Source organism: Mucilaginibacter gynuensis (assembly GCF_039541195.1).
In the GTDB taxonomy this organism is placed as follows: Bacteria; Bacteroidota; Bacteroidia; order Sphingobacteriales; family Sphingobacteriaceae; genus Mucilaginibacter; species Mucilaginibacter gynuensis.
Genome location: NZ_BAABFT010000001.1, coordinates 705339 through 722728 on the forward strand (window position 1 = coordinate 705339; position 17390 = coordinate 722728).

Consider the following 17390-nt stretch of genomic DNA (forward strand, 5'->3'; position numbering starts at 1 on the left):
TCGGGTGACAAAAGACTTATTAGAAGCTTCGATGAGGCCCTACTTATACACAATTTATTTACCCCACGGCGTTTTTTGCTATACTTGCAGCATGATCGAGTTATTTACAGATGGTGCTTCGAGCGGCAACCCGGGTCCGGGTGGCTACGGAGCAATTTTACGTTCGGGCAAGCATTATAAAGAACTCTCTGCCGGGTATCGTAAAACCACCAATAACCGTATGGAACTGATGGCTGTTATTAAAGGGCTTGAAGCCTTAAAAAGTCCTAACCAAACGGTAACCGTCTACTCCGATTCAAAATACGTTATCGACTCTATCGAAAAAAAATGGGTATACGGCTGGGTACAAAAAGGCTTTAAAGATAAAAAGAACAAAGATCTTTGGCTGCGTTACCTCGAACTAAGCAAGCTCCACAATATCCGTTTTGTGTGGGTAAAAGGCCATGCCGGTCACCCCGAGAATGAGCGCTGCGATCAGCTTGCCGTAGCAGCGGGCAAACAAAAAGACCTCCTTATCGACAGTGTATTTGAGGTAGAAAACGCCAAGGTAAACTTGTTGTAGTTATTTGGCCAGTTCGATAATTTGTAAATCTTTTATCTTATCGGCATCTATATTAAACCTTACCAGCGTACGCACCTTTTGCCAGCCGTGTTTACCGGCCGCTCCAGGGTTAATGTGCAGGCAATTGATCTTTTTATCGTAGATAACCTTTAGTATATGCGAGTGGCCGCAGATGAATAATTGCGGCGGGTTAGTATAAATTTCGTTACGGATAGCAGGGTTATATTTATCCGGATAACCGCCAATGTGCGTCATCCAAACATCTATATCCTCACATTTAAAGCGCAGGTGCTCGGGGCAAACCTGCCTTACATCTTTACCATCAATATTGCCATAAACGCCTTTAAAAGGTTTAAATGCGGCCAGTTTATCCACCACTTCAATATTACCAAAATCACCGGCATGCCATATCTCGTCGCAATTTTCAAAATGTTTAAATACCGCGTCGTCAAGGTAGCTATGTGTGTCTGATAGTAAGCCGATAGATGTCATTATTAATAAAGATAGTAACGTTAAAATATGGTAAAAAAGTCTTTTAACAAATGTTGATATTCAGTAGTATACTGTTTTGGTTCACTGTAAATTATAAAATCTTTCTCAATAAATACTTGAGTGCTTTTACTCAATACAATTATCTGGCGGTGCGGTGTATCTTCCGCAAACGACCGGATGTTGATCTGCTCTTGTAAATGCAGTTTATTTTCAGCCGCAAGCGCCTTTACCAATGCAGCTGTTTGCAATGGCAATATCAGCCAAAAGGCACCATCATCACTTAAATGATCAGCTACATGTGCCAGCAAACGTTCAAAAAACGAAGCATCGGCATGTTTGGCTAAATTCTTTTTTTCACCGGGCGATGCCAGCGAGTCGATGTAAAAAGGCGGGTTTGATACGATGAGGTCAAACTTCTGTTGCGGATTTGATTTAAAAAAATCTTCAAAATCGCCGGGGAACAAATTCAACCTGTTGGCAAATGGAGAACCTTCAAAGTTTTTCTTCGCGGTAGCTGCGGCATCACCGTCAATTTCAACAGCATCAATGCGGGCCTCGTTAAAGCGCTGTGCCAACATTAGGGCAATAACACCTGTACCGGTGCCAATATCCAATACACGGCCTGCCTTGCCTGTTGCCATTGCCCCTATCAATACGCCGTCGGTATTGATCTTCATGGCGCAACCGCTTTGGTCAACGTTAAACTGTTTAAACTTAAATATCATGTTTTAGCTGCTGCCAAAGTACAAAGGCACTAAGCGGCAAAAGCAAAGGTAACATTGAAATCGCTTTAAAGCATGGTAATAACGGCTGTAAAATACAAGCGGTTTATCTTCAATTACTTCTCGTAAAATTCTATCGGAAGGCCGTCCGGATCGGCAAAGAAAGTAAAACGTTTCCCGGTGTATTCATCTATGCGGATAGCTTCGGTTATTACACCGTGCGCGTTTACATGGGCAACCGCCGCGTCAATATCATCTACCTCGAAAGCCAGATGCCTTAAACCGGCAGCCTCCGGGCGCGACGGACGAGCGGGCGGATTCGGAAAAGAGAACAGTTCAATCTGGTATAAACCGTCAACTTCCAGATCGAGCTTGTACGACTGCCTTTCGGCACGATAAGCCTCCTGTACAATTGTAAAACCCAATATCCCGGTATAAAAATGTTTTGACAGCGCGTAGTCGGTACAAATAATAGCGATATGGTGTACACGGTTTATTTTAAGCATGAGCAATTATTAGTAAATGTTGATTGTAAAATTATACAAATAGCTCAAATACCAAGCAAATGCCCGGCATCTTAAACAAACAAAGGTCAGGAACTTTCGCTCCTAACCTTTGCCATCTACTCACTCTACTAAAACAGAAACGCCTATTGCGGCGCCTGGAAGTTGATAGGTATCAGATACCTAACACGTACAGGTCTGCCGTTTTGCATACCCGGTTTCCAGGCCGCGGCATTTTTAAGTACACGCAAAGCTTCTTCATCCAAACCATATCCTACACCACGCTCTACTTTTATACTTGATAATTTTCCGTCTTTTTCAATCACAAAACTCAACAGCACCTTTCCGCCTATACCCTGATCTTCTGCCATGCTGGTATAGCGCAGGTTGTTTTGCAAATACTTTTGCCATGCTTTTGCGCCACCTACAGGTTCGGGCATTACGTCTAAGCCATTTAGGCCCACAGGTTCACTACTTGTGCCCTCACCAGGAATTGTACCGCCGCCTTTATCATTGCCATTAGCAACACCCGGAGCCACATTCTCGCCAGGCTTACCTGTACCTTTTATATCTATCGGACCTATAGCAACATTATCCAGTTCTTTTATCGTTGGCGGATTCTCATCTTCTGTGGGCGAAACCGTTATAGGAAGGAATCTTTTAGTATCAACTGGTTCTGACTTTGCAGCTGGCTTAGGATCAGCTCTTTTCACGGCTGGTAATGCTGCCTCAACTTTTTTAGGTGGTGTTACCGGAGGTTTGATTGTTTTAAATTCAACAGGCGTTTCTTTCTCAATAAACGGTGTCACAATTTTGGGTTCAACCCGCATTAAAATACTGCTAACTACAAAAATAGCACCTACTCCTAAAAAAGTAACGCCCATTGCCCTTATCATGTTTCCGGCATAATGTTGCCTTAACTCATAAGCGCCATAATTTTTGTTCCTGTCGGTGAATACAAGGTCGAGCCACTCGGACTTGTACAAATCAAATTTGGTGATAAGCATGATTTATGGTATATAATTTCTTTAATAACGCATAAAGCCTTTTATATATTTTACATGTTCTAACATTTTTTTATAATTAACAATGTGTCAAATACACTTTATTCTGATTGATTTTGTTGCAATAAAACCCATCAAAAACCACCAAAATTACAGGCAAAATAAAAGCCGTATAAAACGGCTCAATATTATAATTCCATAAAAAAGGCCTGCTTATTCGGCAGGCCTGTATTTTTAAAGGTTTACCACCTCGTTTATGCTCATTTCTTTAACGGCCTTGGCTTCGTTATTCGGCCTGCCATTCTTAAATGCCTTGCGTGGTTTAAGGCCTAACAATTCAAACATCGCCATATCCGTATCAAATGATGGATTAGGCGTAGTCAATAGTTTTTCGCCCGCGAATAATGAGTTGGCGCCTGCCATAAAGCAGAAGGCCTGCTCCAATGTACTCATCTCGGTACGGCCTGCCGAAAGGCGTACTACCGTTTTAGGCATAATAATACGTGTGGTAGCAATCATACGCACCATTTCCCATACCGAAACACGTGGCTGATCGGCCAGTGGCGTACCTTTTACAGGCACCAGCGCGTTAATAGGCACCGATTCGGGATGTTTAGGCAGGTTTGATAATGTTTTAAGCATCGATATCCTGTCGGCCTCAGTTTCGCCCAAGCCGATGATACCACCGCTGCATACCGTAATTTTAGCCTTGCGTACGTGTTCAAGCGTTTGCAAACGATCATCGTAGCTACGGGTAGTGATAATACGTTTGTAATCGTCTTCAGATGTATCTAAGTTGTGGTTGTAGGCATATAAACCGGCATCGGCCAGGCGTTGTGCCTGCGCTTCGGTAAGCATACCCAGCGTGCAGCATACTTCCATATCCATTTGGTTAACGGCTTTCACCATATCTATCACCTTATCGAAATCACGGTTATCACGAACTTCGCGCCACGCGGCACCCATGCAAAGCCTCGATGCGCCACCGTCTTTGGCTTTTTGAGCAGCCATAATCACTTCGTGCATCGGCATCATGGCGTGTACATCAACACCGGTGTTATAGCGGGCCGCTTGCGGACAATACGCACAATCTTCGGGACAACCGCCTGTTTTAATTGATATAAGTGAGCTTATTTGTACCTCTGAGTAGTCTTCGTTTTCGCGGTGAATAGTGGCCGCACGGTAAACAAGATCTAACAACGGTGAATGATATATTTCTGCTATCTCTTCCTGTGTCCAGTTATTTCTTACCTCTGTCATCTGTTCAATATTTTGATGGGTCAAATTTATAATAAAAGCTTGGATGCTAACCAAAGTGGCAGCAAAAAGCCGAAGCAATCAGTAAAAGTAGTAATTATTATAGACGATGCCACGGCAGGATCAATCCCTACACGCTTCAAAATCAAAGGGATAGAAGCGCCTGTTATACCGGCTATCAACAAGTTACACGTCATGGCTAAAAACAGCACAAGGCCAAGTTTTGGGTTACCATCGTAAAATAATGCCACACCGAAAACAATCAAACCGTTGCAAGCACCGTTAATCATCCCCACTAAAAACTCTTTTATTACGGTATTATAGGCCTGCCTGTCGGTAAGATCGCTCAACGAAATACGGCGTACGGTAACCGCCAAAGCCTGCGTAGCCGCGTTACCGCCCATACCTGCAATAATGGTCATATAGGCCGATATAATAGAGAGCTTAGCCACCGTTGAATCAAACCCGCGAATAATGGATGCCGCCAAAAATGCCGTAGCCAGGTTGATCACCAGCCAGGGCAGGCGGCTTTTTATCGCGTCCTGCCAGTTACCGCTTAGTTCTTCATCTTCTGATACACCGGAGATCTTCAATATATCCTCGGTATTCTCTTCTTCCATTACGTCGATAATGTCATCAACCGTAATGCGGCCCAGCAATTTCATGTGGCTATCAACCACCGGTACGCTGGTAACATTGTACTGCGATATCAGGCGGGCAACCTCCTCCTGGTCAAGATCGGCGGCTACGTATACAAAATCTGTCACCACCAAATCGCTCACCCTCGCATCGGCACGGGCCTTTATCAGGTTTTTGATAGATACCAGACCTTTCAGCGTATCGGCATCATCAATCACAAAAATGGTATAGAACTCCTCCATCTCTTCCGACTGGCGGATGATCTCGTCTAAGGCTTCTTTTTTATTGAGGTTGATATTTACCTTAATTACCTCGGTGTTCATCAAACCACCGGCGGTATCTTCGGCATAGTTAAGCAGGTTACGGATGTTGCTGGCATCCTCCTGGTCAATATCCCTTAATATTTCATGCTGCTCGTCCTCATCCAGCTGAGAAATGATGTCGGTAGCAACGTCATAGTCGAGCTCTTCAACAATTTCAGAACGTTTTTCGGGATCGAGGCTGATAAGGATATCTTCGGGGTGATGCTCCTCATCCATTTCGGCAATAACATCCGATGCCATAACGGTAGGCAATACGTTGATGATACGCTCTTTAGCTTCCTGCGGCAGCCGCTCAAAAATTATGGCAATCTCCGAAGCATGATACTCTTTCAGAACCTTCTCTAACTCAGCATCATCCCCCTCCAACGCGGTTTTAATGCGCAGCAGATCTGATTTATCAATTTCAAATGATTGCATATCCGACTAAAATAAGCAATTATGCCACAATCAGGAACAAAAAAAGGGTGATTTGTTGTCACCCCGGCATTAAAAATTGCAATACTTTAGTTAAGCCACTTTTTTAAGCTTGTAAGAGGTATTCTCATGATTGATCACCAGTTCGTCTTGTCCGAATGATTCAACCATAATTTTTCGCTCGCCCGATCTGTCGTAATTATGGATAAGCAAATACAAGTGCTCCTCGTTTTTTATCAGCCTGAAAGGCGATACGATGGTACTTGATAATTTAGCGTCCTTAAAATAACTGATTTTTAAAAGATGTTTAACAAAGTCAAACTCGAACCGTTTCTCGTTTTCGAGATAGATTCCCAAAGGCAGGCTGTTCATGATATTAAGGCAGATTTGATGTTTATAATAGTAGCAACATCATTGTTGAGTGATTGTTTTGGGAAATATTTGTTTTGAGATGTTTTTTTTGAATCCTCTCCTTGGAGGGGGCGCGTGAGGCATTGTGTAAAGGCGGGGTGGGTTTCTAAAACATGTTATCTACCGAGAATATCGCATAAACCCACCCCTGCCACCGCTCTGATCCCGCCCGCCCCCTCCGAGGAGGGGATTTGAATAATTGCCTTATCTCACAACCTTCAACTCACAACTCACAACATAAAGCCTACCTGCTATACAAATACTTCACCTTCACCCCATCTACCCCGTTTACTTTGCCTAAAGCCCGGTTTACAGCCGATTGGCGGATGGAGAGCGTTATGGTGCAATCATTATCAAATTGTTGTTCTATGATGGTCAGGTCATCTTCTTTGATGATACGCATGATGTCGTTCATTTGCAGGTAATCGAAGCCTATTGTATAGAAATCGTTTACCGTTTTTTCGATGATGGCGGCTTCCTTAATGGCCTCTTCAGTTGCTGCTTTGTAGGCATTAATTAAACCCGGCACGCCTAATAACGTACCGCCGAAATAACGCACCACTACTACCAGTATATTGGTAAGGTTATGCGACAGCAGAGTGTTTAGTATTGGCCGGCCTGCGGTACCCGATGGTTCGCCATCGTCGTTAACCCTGAAAACGGAACGGTCGGGACTTAAGCGCATGGCCCAGCAATGGTGGTTGGCTTTTGGATGTGCCGATTTCAGAGCGGCTACAAGGTCTTTAATCTCCTTATCAGATGTAATGGGATAAGCAAAAGCCAGGAACTTGCTGCCGCGATCTCTGAATATGCCTTCGGCAGGCTTTTGTATAGTTAAATAAGTATCTTCAAAAAGCATTACACAACGTAGTAAATCGCCACTATGGCTACAATAGCCACTCCTATCCCAATCTTGTTCAGCAGGCTCAGTTTTTCTTTAAACACGAACAAGCCTACCAGCGAACCCAGCACAATTACGCCGATATTCATGGCCGCGAACACGGCCGATGGAGTTACCGATAATGCCCTGTGCGCTTTAAGGTAAAACAGGATATTACCAAAATTGGCTACGCCCAGTATCCAACCGAACATAATGTGCGGCCACGAAAACACAGACCTTTTGGTAGCAAACCTGTACACTAAGCCGATTATGGCAAACACGAACGATACAATGTACACGAGCAACAGCGAGGTGGTGTAAGGCACTTCCTTAAATGCGGCGATTTGCTTGAACAGGATATCGATCACCCCCATCCCCGCGAAAACGAGTAGCAGGTACAGCCAGCCTTTTGCCGGTGTGCGGTGGTAATTATTTTTATCCTGCTGAGGTATGGAAAAGCCAATAGCCGTAAACGCCAATACAATGCCTGCTATTTTACCGGCACTTAACTGCTCGCTGAATAATAAAAACGAAGCTACAACGGGTATGAACAGTGAAAGCCGCTGGGCAATATCCGTACGTACAATGCCCGTTATACGCACTGAAAAGGCGATAATAACAAACAGGAACGGCAACAGTACACCTAATACCAAATAGTTAACATAAGGCGCGTTTTGCAGGCCTTGCAGTTGGGGCTTAAAAAAGAACCAGGTTAACAGTATAGCTATCGAATAATTCCAGGTGATGGCCTGGTAAATATCTATCTGGTAACGCCGGGCAAGCTTCAGCATAACAGATACTATTACGCTGCAGCAAATACTTAAAAAAACGTAAAGCATTAATGGTTAGGCTTATTATATAAAACTCTTAAACGATCATCTCCTATCGCGTCTTCAGCTGCAAGTATACCGTAAATTTTCGGTGCTTTTATACCGTTCAGCAAGTCGGCACCGCCGGTAAAAATACGTGCTTCGTCCCACAAACCGGCCTCAATAAATGAGTTAAGCGTATGCACGCCCCCTTCAATAATTACCGATTGAATATCTTGCAGATAAAGCTGGAACAAAATATACTGCGGCACAAACCGATCAAAATCTTCCAATGCAATATACGTTGTTTTGCCCACCAAATCGGTTTTAATTTCGTTAAACACCAGTGTTTCAATCGAATTATCAAACACATTTAAAGTAGCAGGCAGCTCCAACCTTCTGTCGATAATTACCCGCTTTGGCGATTTGCCTGCCCAGTAACGGTTGTTTAACTGCGGGTTATCAATGGCAACGGTATTTTTACCTGCCAGTATCGCGTCTTCTTCACTGCGCCACTTATGCACCAGTTTGCGGGCTTCTGTACCTGTTATCCAGTACTGGCATTTATCTGCCGGGGCAAAAAAGCCGTCCTGGGTTTGCGCCCATTTTAAAATAATGTATGGGCGATGTTTTTGCACCCTCGTAAAAAAACGACGGTTGAGCCATTGGCACTCGGCCTCTAATATCCCGGTTATTACCTCTGTGCCTGCGGCGATGAGTTTCTCTATCCCCTTGCCGTCAACCTGCGCGAACGGATCGCGGCAGCCTACTACCACTGTGGGGATATGATGTTTAATGATCAGATCGGCACAGGGCGGTGTTTTACCGTGATGCGCGCAGGGCTCTAACGATACATAAATGGTTGATTGAGCCAGCAGGTCGGCGTGGTTCGGGTATTTGGCAATCACCACGTTAATAGCGTTCACCTCTGCATGTGCTTCACCGTATTTATGATGATAGCCCTCGCCTATTATTTTACCTTCATGCACTATAACAGCGCCCACCATTGGGTTAGGGCTAACGCTGCCTATGCCAATTTCGGCCAATTGCAGGCAGCGCTGCATATATTTTTCGTGTTGGGGCATGGTGCAAAAGTAGCTTTTATGTTACTTTGTTGCATGGAAACTGTAAAGGATGTATTTAATAATTTCAGGGAAGCGCTAAACGGACTGTACGACCCGCATGAAACGGAGGCTATTACGCTTACCGTGCTTACCGAAATGCTGGATACATCAAAAGCCCATATCAAAGCTTTCCCCGAAAAGGAACTTGACGCCGCCAATACCCACGAATTAAGCCGCATTTTAAGTGAATTGCAAACCGGCAAACCTTTACAATATGTTTTGGGCGAAACTGAATTTTATGGCTTAAAATTCAAGGTTAACCCTGCCGTACTCATCCCACGACTGGAAACGGAGGAACTGGTGGAGTGGATCTTGGGGTCAGTGGCCGGGCTTGAGGTTTCAGGTTCCGGTGGTGAAGTTAAGATACTGGATATTGGTACCGGGAGCGGCTGCATCGCTATCAGCCTGAAAAAGTACTTGCATGTTGCCGATGTGTCGGCTATGGATATATCACCCGCGGCACTGGCAACGGCTAAAGCAAACGCGGTGTTGAACGAGGTTGAAGTTCATTTTATGGAGGATGATATACTGAACCCTGCGTTTAAGATGGATGCTTTGGGTGTAGATGAAGATCAGTCAAAATTCAGCATTATTGTAAGTAATCCGCCTTATGTTACTTTGGAAGACAAATTGCAGATGCACACTAACGTAACAGATTTTGAACCGCATACAGCCCTGTTTGTGCCCGAACATGACCCGCTGATATTTTACCGGGCCATAGCCGAATTTGCTAATGAAAACCTTGCTGCTAATGGGTTACTTTTCTTCGAGATAAATGAAAGCTATGGTGAACAAACAGTTGATCTGCTCAAACAAAATAACTTCATCAATATCGAGTTAAAGAAAGATATGAGCGGTAGGGACAGGATGATAAAAGCTATTTTGAATATTTAAGTTATCTGCTTTATATTTTAACCACAAAGTACACAGAGATTGACACGGAGTTACACAAAGTAACTTACAACGTAGAAGAGTTATTGTATTCGATATATTGATTTCTTTCACCCGAACCTCGCCCACGAACCTGAAACCTCAACTCATCAATTTCTCGGGTGATACTGAATTATGGTACTTTTCAGGTACTCCCTGTCCAGGTGGGTATAAATTTCGGTGGTGGTTATGCTTTCATGGCCGAGCATTTCCTGTACGGCACGGAGGTCGGCGCCGCCTTCTACCAAGTGGGTAGCAAACGAATGCCTGAACGTATGCGGACCGATGGTTTTATTTATTCCGGCAAGTATGGCCAGCTCCTTGATAATCATAAAGATAAAAACCCGGCTTATCCTTGTCCCCCTGCGGTTCAGGAAAACGATATCGTCCTCCCCCTTTTTCGGGGCAACGTGTACCCGTAGTTCTTTAATGTATATTTTGAGTGCCTTTACAGCGGATTCGCCGATAGGCACCAGTCGTTCTTTATTGCCTTTGCCGGTTACTTTTATAAATTCAATATCGAGATAAAGGTTAGAAAGCCGTAGCTCGGTCAGTTCAGATACCCGCAAGCCGCAGCCGTACAGCACCTCTATGATGGCTTTGTTACGAGGTCCTTCAGGTTTGGAAAGATCAATAGCGGCAATAATTTTATCGATATCTTCAAAGCTCAGCGTATCTGGCAGTTTGCGCTGTATGCGTGGCGATTCCAGCAGTTCCGACGGATCAATGGTAATCATATCCTCCATCAGCAAATACTTGTAAAAAGATTTGATTCCCGACAGTATCCGTGCCTGCGAGGAAGGGATCATGCCCAGCTCAACCACCCATTGTATAAATCGCCGCAGATCGGCCAGGGTAACGGTTTCAGGCTTTAGCTTAAGCTCATTGCTGTCGGCAAATTGGGCCAGTTTTTCTATATCCCTGCTGTAGGCTTCGATAGAATTGGGCGATAAAGACCGCTCCAATTTTAAATACGCCTGAAACCCCTTTATTGCCGATTGCCAGTTCAATTTGATTTTACTTTTAATGTTTTATAGCTAAGTTTGGGCACAATGAATATACAAATAATCAACGGCCCCAATTTAAACCTGCTTGGCGTTCGCGAAAAATCAATTTACGGCGACACCAGTTTTGAAGCCTACCTTGAACAATTACGCACCCGCTTTGCAAACATCACCATTAATTACTACCAAAGTAATGTTGAGGGCGAAATTATTAATAAACTGCACGAAGTTGGCTTTAGTGCCGATGGTATTGTGATCAATGCCGGAGCTTATACTCATACGTCAGTTGCCATTGGCGATGCCATTGCAGGCATTAACACACCCGTTATTGAAGTGCATATATCAAACGTTTACAAGCGCGAAGAGTTCAGGCATTCATCATTACTGGCACGTAACTGCAAAGGTGTAATTGCGGGTTTCGGAATGGATTCGTACCGTTTGGCTATTGAGAATTTGATTAACGGTTGATATATCGCTCCAAAATATTTGTAATTGCTCTAAAGGTTACTAAGTGCGTGAATGTATAAAAGGAGAACAAGCTGAAAGAATACGATTAATAATCAATGATTTATAAATTATCGTCATTGCGAGGCACGAAGCAATCTCTACTTAGGATGTGCTTGTGCTGTAATTAACGTCAGCCTGCTCTTGGGCGCAGTACCCCATTACTTTTGAGGGCAAAAGTAACAAAACCCTTGTCCAGCAAAAGGCTTCTTTGCCGCACTTGGCCATTCCCTGCAAACCGTGCAGAACTTGGGGCTGGAACTTTTGCCCCGCCGCTCATTTCCACCCCACATGCAACAAGTTCAAATGTCCGCCTTTGCGCTCTCTTGGCCACCACAGTTCTGCCCGCTTTCGCCCGAAGCTGTTTGTTGACGGAAAAGCATACCCGCCAATCAACGCCCCTATTTAAAAAAGCGTTCCGCAGGCAAATCGGTAAACTTCGTTTTTTTCCTGACAAAAAACTCGGCTACAATGCTGCCGTTAAACATGCCCGTTAGCGAGCGGTGGTTATCCGGTTTGGCATGGCCGTTTTCGTGCGAGGTACCGTCGGCCAGTTTTTTAATATGTGGTTTACCCGAGCGGCATACCTGTGGACTACGCTTAAACAGGTTGCGGACAAAGTTTTGATGGGCACGGCTTACCGCCCAGGCATCCTTGCGCTTGCCTTCGCTCAGGAAGCGTAAAAGCGCCATTAAATCGAGCATAAAACGCATGCCAATTACAAAAGTCGCCCTGCCAAAGGGCAGGTTCTTTTTAAGCAGCAGCAGATTATTGCGGAAGTTGAGGTATGTTTTAAACGGATTTTCGGTATTCAGCGTGCCGCCGCCTACGTGGAATATGGTTGATTCGGCACAGTACATTATTTTATAGCCCAGGTTCTTTAAGCGCCAGCACAGGTCAATTTCTTCCATGTGTGCAAAAAAACGGTCGTCGAAGCCACCTGCTTCATCCCAGCAATGCTTTTTGATAAACAGGGACGCGCCCGATGCCCAAAATACCTCGCCCGATTGATCATATTGCCCGTGATCCTGCTCTATCTGGTAAAACATACGGCCGCGGCAAAACGGGTAACCAAAACTATCTATAAAGCCGCCTGCCGCCCCGGCATGCTCAAAGCTGTCCTTTTGAGCATAAGAGCGTATTTTTGGCGCGGCGGCAGCCACCTGCGGGTCGGCCTCCATCATGGCTATAACGGGTTCAATCCATCCGGGCTGCACTTCAACATCCGAATTAAGGAGGATAAAGTAGTCGGCCTCTACCTGCTCCAGTACACGGTTGTAACCGCCCGTAAAGCCATAGTTATCGGCATTCTCTATTATTTTTATTGAGGGATACAGGCTTTTTACCATAGCTACCGAACCATCGGTAGAGGCATTATCGCCCATTACAATATCCAGGTTTGGCCAGGTTGATGCTAATACCGACGGAAGAAATTGCTGAAGGTACTTCATGCCGTTCCAGTTTAATATTACTACGGCAACTTTAGGTGTATTACTCATTAATGTTTATCCTCCGGCTTAAACTTCCACCGCCTGTGCGACCATAGCCAGTATTGCGGTTCCCGCCTTATCATGCTTTCTAAATATTTTACGTGCAGCTCTGTTATCTCGTATTCAGCGGTAGCCTTAGGAGTTTCTGTAAGCGGCACAAAGGTACAAGTATAATAGCCTCTTTTCACCCGCTTTATATCACAAAATATCACTACGGCATCCAGCATTTTCGATACCTTTTCAACCCCCAAAAAAACAGCGGTTGGCTGGTTTAAAAACGTGGTAAAGTAATGCGCCTCGTGCTTCACAGGTGTCTGGTCTGCCACGAGTACGCTTATCGATAAGTTTTTACGATACTCGGCCATTTTACGCAGCGTATTACGCATAGCCACCAACGTAGCGCCGAAGCGCGACCGTATCCTGATAAAAAAATCATCATATATCTTATTACTCAAAGGCTTATAGATGATCATCCTGCGCTCTCCGGTTATAAAACTAAACCGTTGCGCCGCTATTTCCCAGTTGCCATAATGCCCTACCGCGCCAATAACGCTCTTACCTTTACCAAAATACTCATCCAGCAATTCGGTATTGAGCACGTTCATACGTGTTAAAATGGTCTTTTCACTTATACTGATGCACTTCACAGTTTCCACCACGAGGTCGGCAAAGTAGCGGAAAAATTTTCGTTCAATCTCCCGGCGTTCGGCTTCACTTTTTTCGGGGAAGGAGTTGGCCAGGTTCTCGCGCACAACGCCTCTGCGATAGCCAATTACATGATATACCAAAACGAATATCACATCGCTAATGAGGTATAAAAACCAAAAAGGCAATAACGATACGAGGTACAAAAAGAAGATACCTATATATGAAAGCCCTTTATTTATCATTTATTTCTGCGAAATTTGACCACAAACATAAAAGATATGATTGATAAAGGCGCAGTGCTTCCATTGTTTTATCTGCCACCGGTAGAGTATTTCACACAATTTAACACTTACAAGCCCCATATATTTATTGAGCAGGAAGAACACTTCCCGAAACAAACTTACCGCAACCGGGCCAACATCTACTCGCCCGATGGCGTGCTAACGCTTGTTGTTCCTGTAATAAAAGGTTCAAAAAATCATACCAAGATAAAGGATGTACGCATCAGTTACGATTTCAGGTGGCAACGCCTGCACTGGATGAGCCTGCAAACCTGCTACCGCCGATCGGCTTACTTTGAATATTACGAGGATGATTTCGTGCCGTTTTACGAAAAAAAGATTGATTTCCTTTTTGATTATAATCAGCAATTGTTTGAACTGCTGCTTAAGCTGTTGAAGATAAAAACAGAGCTCAACTTCACTCCCACTTACGAGGCCGGATATGAGGGTGTAATTGACCTGCGTTCGGCATTCAACGCTAAAAAATCTTACACAGAAGGCCACAAACCCTATTTTCAGGTATTTGATGAACGCAGTGGCTTCATACCCAATTTAAGTATTGTCGATTTGTTGTTTAACCAGGGGCCGCAGGCTTTAAGTTATATTTAACACCGCCATTCCGTTTATTCTGATATTTTTGCGTAGTGAAGTTATTGTGTATCATATTATCTGTTTACGTGTTTTTGCTGTCGGCAAGGCCATGCTGTGCGGATAATGATTGCAATGTAACCTCGTCCATCGTGAAAAAAGAAGCGGCAAACAAACCTACCCAAGATAAAGAATGCCATGCCTGCTCCCCTTTTTTCACCTGTGGCACCTGTACAGGGTTTGTCGCGGTAAAACCATTGGTGCATCAGGCCATCCGTTTGGTTCTATCACCTGTTAAGGCCAATACGGTTTACAGGCAAGCTCATCTTCAGGAGATCAGTCTTTCCATCTGGCAGCCGCCAAAATTAAGTTAACCCTTTTCCTCATCGGACACATTACAGTCCGCATTTACATTGGTTAACTTTATATTCATTCACATGAAAAAATTGATAGTGCTTTTAATGGCACTGCTATATACTGCCGCGGCCTATTCGCAAAATACATTTAAGGCTATTATTAAAGATGCCGAAACCGGCGAAAAACTGACCGGCGCGACTGCTCAGCTGCAAGGCAGCGATAAAGGCGCATCAACCGATACATCGGGTATGCTTACTTTAGTTAACATACCTAATGGGCTACAAATTATACAATTCAGCTTCGTAGGCTATGCCACACGCATTGATACGCTGACATTTCCGCTGGTGCAAACTACGCCTTTAATTATACAACTGAACGCCGAAGGCGAAACCCTTACCGAGGTTACCATTGGCGCTACACGGAGTAGCCGTACCATTGCCAATATACCTACCCGAGTTGAGGTAATATCGGGCGAGGAAATGGACGAGAAAGCCAATATGAAACCCGGCGATATCCGTATGCTACTGGCCGAAAGTACCGGCATACAAACACAGCAAACATCGGCCACCAGCGGCAACTCCAGCATACGCATACAAGGGCTTGATGGTAAATACACGCAGATCATCCGCGATGGCTTTCCGTTGTATTCAGGCTTTTCGGGCGGACTGGGCTTATTGCAGGTAGCACCGCTTGATCTGAAACAGGTGGAAGTTATAAAAGGATCATCATCAACATTATATGGCGGCGGCGCTATCGCGGGTTTGGTTAACCTGGTATCGAAAACACCCGAAGAGCAGCGGCAGCTTAACTTTTTACTTAACGGCACATCGGCCAAAGGCCTTGATGCCAGCGCGTTTTACAGCGAAAAGTATGGCAAGCTTGGGGCTACGGTTTACGCGGCTTATAACCATGGTTCACCTTATGATCCATCAGATATCGATCTGACGGCTATCCCCAAATTCAACCGGGTCACTGTAAATCCTAAACTGTTTGTTTACTTCGATACCAACACCACACTTACGGCGGGCATCAACGCAACTATTGAAGACCGTACGGGCGGTGATCTCCACTTTATTGAAGGCAATGGCGATGCCCTGCACTCCTACTTTGAGCAGAACAATACACAGCGTTACAGTACACAGCTACAGCTCGATCATAACATCAATCCTAATCAAAAGCTGTCTGTTAAAAACAGCGTGAGTTACTATAAACGCGGCATCCGTCTGCCCGATTACCTGTTTTCGGGTAGCCAGACATCTACCTATAGCGAAGCCAATTACACCAGTCACGGCGAAACTACCGATTGGGTGGCCGGGCTCAATTACCTTACCGATAATTTCACCGAGAACCGCAACAGCAATTTCCCGCTGCGCAGTTACCGGCAGAATACCATAGGCGGCTTTGTGCAAAACACCTGGGATGTAAGCAAGGTTTTCATATTAGAATCGGGCTTAAGGGGCGATTATCACAATAACTATGGCTTTTTTGTGTTGCCCCGCATTTCAGGCTTGTGGAAGATCAGTCCGCAGGTATCTACCCGCTTAGGCGGTGGTTTAGGTTATAAAGCGCCTAACGTATTTACTGAAGATGCCGAACGCATCCAATTCAGAAATGTGTTGCCCGTTAACGTATCCGAAACCCGAGCCGAGCGCTCTTATGGCGCCAATTACGATATCAACTACCGCACAGGGCTGTTTAACAACTCGGTTAGCTTTAGCGTTAACCAGTTATTCTTTTATACACGGATAGAAAATCCGCTGCTGCTTAACGCCTTGCCTAACGGTAACCTGCAATATCAACAACCCGGCGGCGATTTAAATACCAAAGGGATAGAAACCAATGTAAAGCTTACTTATGGCGATTTCAAGCTGTTTTTAGGCTATACTTATGCTGATGTAAGCAGGCATATTGGTAATAGCATTGATGCTTATCCGCTGGTATCGCCGCACAGGTTAAATAATGTATTGATGTTTGAGGTAGAAAATCAATGGAAAATTGGTGCCGAGGCCTATTTTTTCAGCAAACAAAAACTTAACGACGGCAGCACCGGCAACAGCTACTGGACAGCCGGTTTAATGGCAGAACGAATATGGGAACGCTTCTCAATATTCATCAACTTTGAAAACCTTACCGATACCCGCCAAACCAAATTTGGCAGCATATATACCGGCAGTATCAGCAACCCTACCTTTAAAGATATTTATGCCCCGCTGGATGGTTTTGTGGTGAATGGTGGTGTGAAATTCAGGTTGTGATTGCCAATAAAGCTATTTTAAGTTCACCAATAAAACGGCTACGAATCTCTATAACCTTTGTGCAAACCTTTGTAACCTTTGTGGTAAAATAAACCACAAAGGTTACAAAGGCGAACCACGAAGAGAGCAAAGTCAAATTTCAGGTTGACGATTATTGAATCTAACTTTTGTAGCTTTCAAACTGATCTAAAAA

General features: G+C 44.4%; 19 protein-coding genes. 6 read left to right on the forward strand and 13 right to left on the reverse strand.

Translation table 11 applies throughout. The features are described 5' to 3' along the window. Positions 1-91 precede the first annotated feature (91 nt). Positions 92-562 carry a ribonuclease HI gene (rnhA, locus tag ABD894_RS02875; RefSeq protein WP_345209473.1) on the forward strand — a complete coding sequence of 157 codons (471 nt, stop codon included), beginning with the start codon at positions 92-94 and terminating at the stop codon, positions 560-562. Here the strand turns inward: rnhA and ABD894_RS02880 are convergent, their stop codons facing one another. From ABD894_RS02880 to ribD, 10 genes are all read right to left on the reverse strand, one after another. Beyond that, positions 563-1054, reverse strand: a complete 492-nt coding sequence (locus ABD894_RS02880) for a metallophosphoesterase family protein (RefSeq protein ID WP_345209474.1) — start codon at positions 1052-1054, stop codon at positions 563-565. It abuts the gene before it with no gap. Between the two features lie 20 nt (positions 1055-1074). Then, a complete protein-coding gene (locus ABD894_RS02885) occupies positions 1075-1779 on the reverse strand; it encodes a tRNA1(Val) (adenine(37)-N6)-methyltransferase (RefSeq protein WP_345209475.1) in 705 nt (234 codons plus the stop codon). Between the two features lie 113 nt (positions 1780-1892). Next, positions 1893-2282, reverse strand: coding sequence for a VOC family protein (locus ABD894_RS02890; RefSeq protein WP_345209476.1), 390 nt, complete (start codon positions 2280-2282; stop codon positions 1893-1895). Positions 2283-2425: 143 nt separating this feature from the next. Continuing rightward, a complete protein-coding gene (locus ABD894_RS02895; RefSeq protein WP_345209477.1) occupies positions 2426-3286 on the reverse strand; it encodes an energy transducer TonB in 861 nt (286 codons plus the stop codon). A gap of 231 nt (positions 3287-3517) precedes the next feature. Beyond that, the gene (gene bioB / locus ABD894_RS02900; protein WP_345209478.1) at positions 3518-4543 is read right to left on the reverse strand and encodes a biotin synthase BioB; all 1026 of its coding nucleotides are present in this window, start codon (positions 4541-4543) and stop codon (positions 3518-3520) included. 26 nt (positions 4544-4569) lie between these two features. Then, positions 4570-5919: a magnesium transporter gene (gene mgtE, locus ABD894_RS02905; protein WP_345209479.1), complete on the reverse strand. Its 1350-nt coding sequence runs from the start codon at positions 5917-5919 to the stop codon at positions 4570-4572. A gap of 90 nt (positions 5920-6009) precedes the next feature. Continuing rightward, a complete protein-coding gene (locus ABD894_RS02910; protein ID WP_345209480.1) occupies positions 6010-6288 on the reverse strand; it encodes a hypothetical protein in 279 nt (92 codons plus the stop codon). Positions 6289-6571: 283 nt separating this feature from the next. Then, entirely contained in the window at positions 6572-7186 is a 615-nt protein-coding gene (locus ABD894_RS02915) for an IMPACT family protein (protein WP_345209481.1), read from the reverse strand. Continuing rightward, positions 7186-7998 (reverse strand): EamA/RhaT family transporter, encoded by an 813-nt coding sequence (locus ABD894_RS02920; RefSeq protein WP_345209482.1) that lies wholly within the window; start codon positions 7996-7998, stop codon positions 7186-7188. The genes ABD894_RS02915 and ABD894_RS02920 overlap by 1 nt, the downstream gene beginning before the upstream one ends. Positions 7999-8045: 47 nt before the next feature. After that, positions 8046-9101, reverse strand: coding sequence for a bifunctional diaminohydroxyphosphoribosylaminopyrimidine deaminase/5-amino-6-(5-phosphoribosylamino)uracil reductase RibD (ribD, locus tag ABD894_RS02925; protein ID WP_345209483.1), 1056 nt, complete (start codon positions 9099-9101; stop codon positions 8046-8048). Positions 9102-9134: 33 nt separating this feature from the next. On the opposite strand from ribD, the gene prmC reads away from it, so the two are divergent. Beyond that, positions 9135-10034: a peptide chain release factor N(5)-glutamine methyltransferase gene (gene prmC / locus ABD894_RS02930; RefSeq protein ID WP_345209484.1), complete on the forward strand. Its 900-nt coding sequence runs from the start codon at positions 9135-9137 to the stop codon at positions 10032-10034. 146 nt (positions 10035-10180) lie between these two features. Here the strand turns inward: prmC and xerD are convergent, their stop codons facing one another. Beyond that, a complete protein-coding gene (gene xerD, locus ABD894_RS02935; protein ID WP_345209485.1) occupies positions 10181-11080 on the reverse strand; it encodes a site-specific tyrosine recombinase XerD in 900 nt (299 codons plus the stop codon). A gap of 42 nt (positions 11081-11122) precedes the next feature. On the opposite strand from xerD, the gene aroQ reads away from it, so the two are divergent. Then, positions 11123-11542 carry a type II 3-dehydroquinate dehydratase gene (aroQ, locus tag ABD894_RS02940; RefSeq protein WP_345209486.1) on the forward strand — a complete coding sequence of 140 codons (420 nt, stop codon included), beginning with the start codon at positions 11123-11125 and terminating at the stop codon, positions 11540-11542. Positions 11543-11979: 437 nt separating this feature from the next. On the opposite strand, the gene ABD894_RS02945 is transcribed toward aroQ, so the two are convergent. Both ABD894_RS02945 and ABD894_RS02950 read right to left on the reverse strand, forming a co-directional pair. Then, positions 11980-13077: a glycosyltransferase family 2 protein gene (locus tag ABD894_RS02945; protein ID WP_345209487.1), complete on the reverse strand. Its 1098-nt coding sequence runs from the start codon at positions 13075-13077 to the stop codon at positions 11980-11982. After that, complete coding sequence (locus ABD894_RS02950; RefSeq protein ID WP_345209488.1) at positions 13077-13958, reverse strand: lysophospholipid acyltransferase family protein; 882 nt, start codon at positions 13956-13958, stop codon at positions 13077-13079. The genes ABD894_RS02945 and ABD894_RS02950 overlap by 1 nt, the downstream gene beginning before the upstream one ends. A 36-nt stretch (positions 13959-13994) precedes the next feature. Between ABD894_RS02950 and ABD894_RS02955 the strand changes: the two genes are divergently transcribed. The 3 genes from ABD894_RS02955 (at position 13995) to ABD894_RS02965 (ending at position 17197) form a co-directional block, all read left to right on the forward strand. Then, positions 13995-14606: a WbqC family protein gene (locus ABD894_RS02955; RefSeq protein ID WP_345209489.1), complete on the forward strand. Its 612-nt coding sequence runs from the start codon at positions 13995-13997 to the stop codon at positions 14604-14606. A 131-nt stretch (positions 14607-14737) separates the two neighbouring features. Beyond that, positions 14738-14959 carry a hypothetical protein gene (locus ABD894_RS02960; RefSeq protein WP_345209490.1) on the forward strand — a complete coding sequence of 74 codons (222 nt, stop codon included), beginning with the start codon at positions 14738-14740 and terminating at the stop codon, positions 14957-14959. Positions 14960-15022: 63 nt separating this feature from the next. Further along, entirely contained in the window at positions 15023-17197 is a 2175-nt protein-coding gene (locus ABD894_RS02965; protein ID WP_345209491.1) for a TonB-dependent receptor, read from the forward strand. Positions 17198-17390: the final 193 nt, after the last annotated feature.

Bases quoted from the DNA above. Each gene is read 5' to 3' on its own strand.
- rnhA (WP_345209473.1), top strand. From the start codon at position 92: ATGATCGAGTTATTTACAGATGGTGCTTCGAGCGGCAACCCGGGTCCG.
- ABD894_RS02880 (WP_345209474.1), bottom strand. From the start codon at position 1,054: ATGACATCTATCGGCTTACTATCAGACACACATAGCTACCTTGACGAC.
- ABD894_RS02885 (WP_345209475.1), bottom strand. From the start codon at position 1,779: ATGATATTTAAGTTTAAACAGTTTAACGTTGACCAAAGCGGTTGCGCC.
- ABD894_RS02890 (WP_345209476.1), bottom strand. From the start codon at position 2,282: ATGCTTAAAATAAACCGTGTACACCATATCGCTATTATTTGTACCGAC.
- ABD894_RS02895 (WP_345209477.1), bottom strand. From the start codon at position 3,286: ATGCTTATCACCAAATTTGATTTGTACAAGTCCGAGTGGCTCGACCTT.
- bioB (WP_345209478.1), bottom strand. From the start codon at position 4,543: ATGACAGAGGTAAGAAATAACTGGACACAGGAAGAGATAGCAGAAATA.
- mgtE (WP_345209479.1), bottom strand. From the start codon at position 5,919: ATGCAATCATTTGAAATTGATAAATCAGATCTGCTGCGCATTAAAACC.
- ABD894_RS02910 (WP_345209480.1), bottom strand. From the start codon at position 6,288: ATGAACAGCCTGCCTTTGGGAATCTATCTCGAAAACGAGAAACGGTTC.
- ABD894_RS02915 (WP_345209481.1), bottom strand. From the start codon at position 7,186: ATGCTTTTTGAAGATACTTATTTAACTATACAAAAGCCTGCCGAAGGC.
- ABD894_RS02920 (WP_345209482.1), bottom strand. From the start codon at position 7,998: ATGCTGAAGCTTGCCCGGCGTTACCAGATAGATATTTACCAGGCCATC.
- ribD (WP_345209483.1), bottom strand. From the start codon at position 9,101: ATGCCCCAACACGAAAAATATATGCAGCGCTGCCTGCAATTGGCCGAA.
- prmC (WP_345209484.1), top strand. From the start codon at position 9,135: ATGGAAACTGTAAAGGATGTATTTAATAATTTCAGGGAAGCGCTAAAC.
- aroQ (WP_345209486.1), top strand. From the start codon at position 11,123: ATGAATATACAAATAATCAACGGCCCCAATTTAAACCTGCTTGGCGTT.
- ABD894_RS02945 (WP_345209487.1), bottom strand. From the start codon at position 13,077: ATGAGTAATACACCTAAAGTTGCCGTAGTAATATTAAACTGGAACGGC.
- ABD894_RS02950 (WP_345209488.1), bottom strand. From the start codon at position 13,958: ATGATAAATAAAGGGCTTTCATATATAGGTATCTTCTTTTTGTACCTC.
- ABD894_RS02955 (WP_345209489.1), top strand. From the start codon at position 13,995: ATGATTGATAAAGGCGCAGTGCTTCCATTGTTTTATCTGCCACCGGTA.
- ABD894_RS02965 (WP_345209491.1), top strand. From the start codon at position 15,023: ATGAAAAAATTGATAGTGCTTTTAATGGCACTGCTATATACTGCCGCG.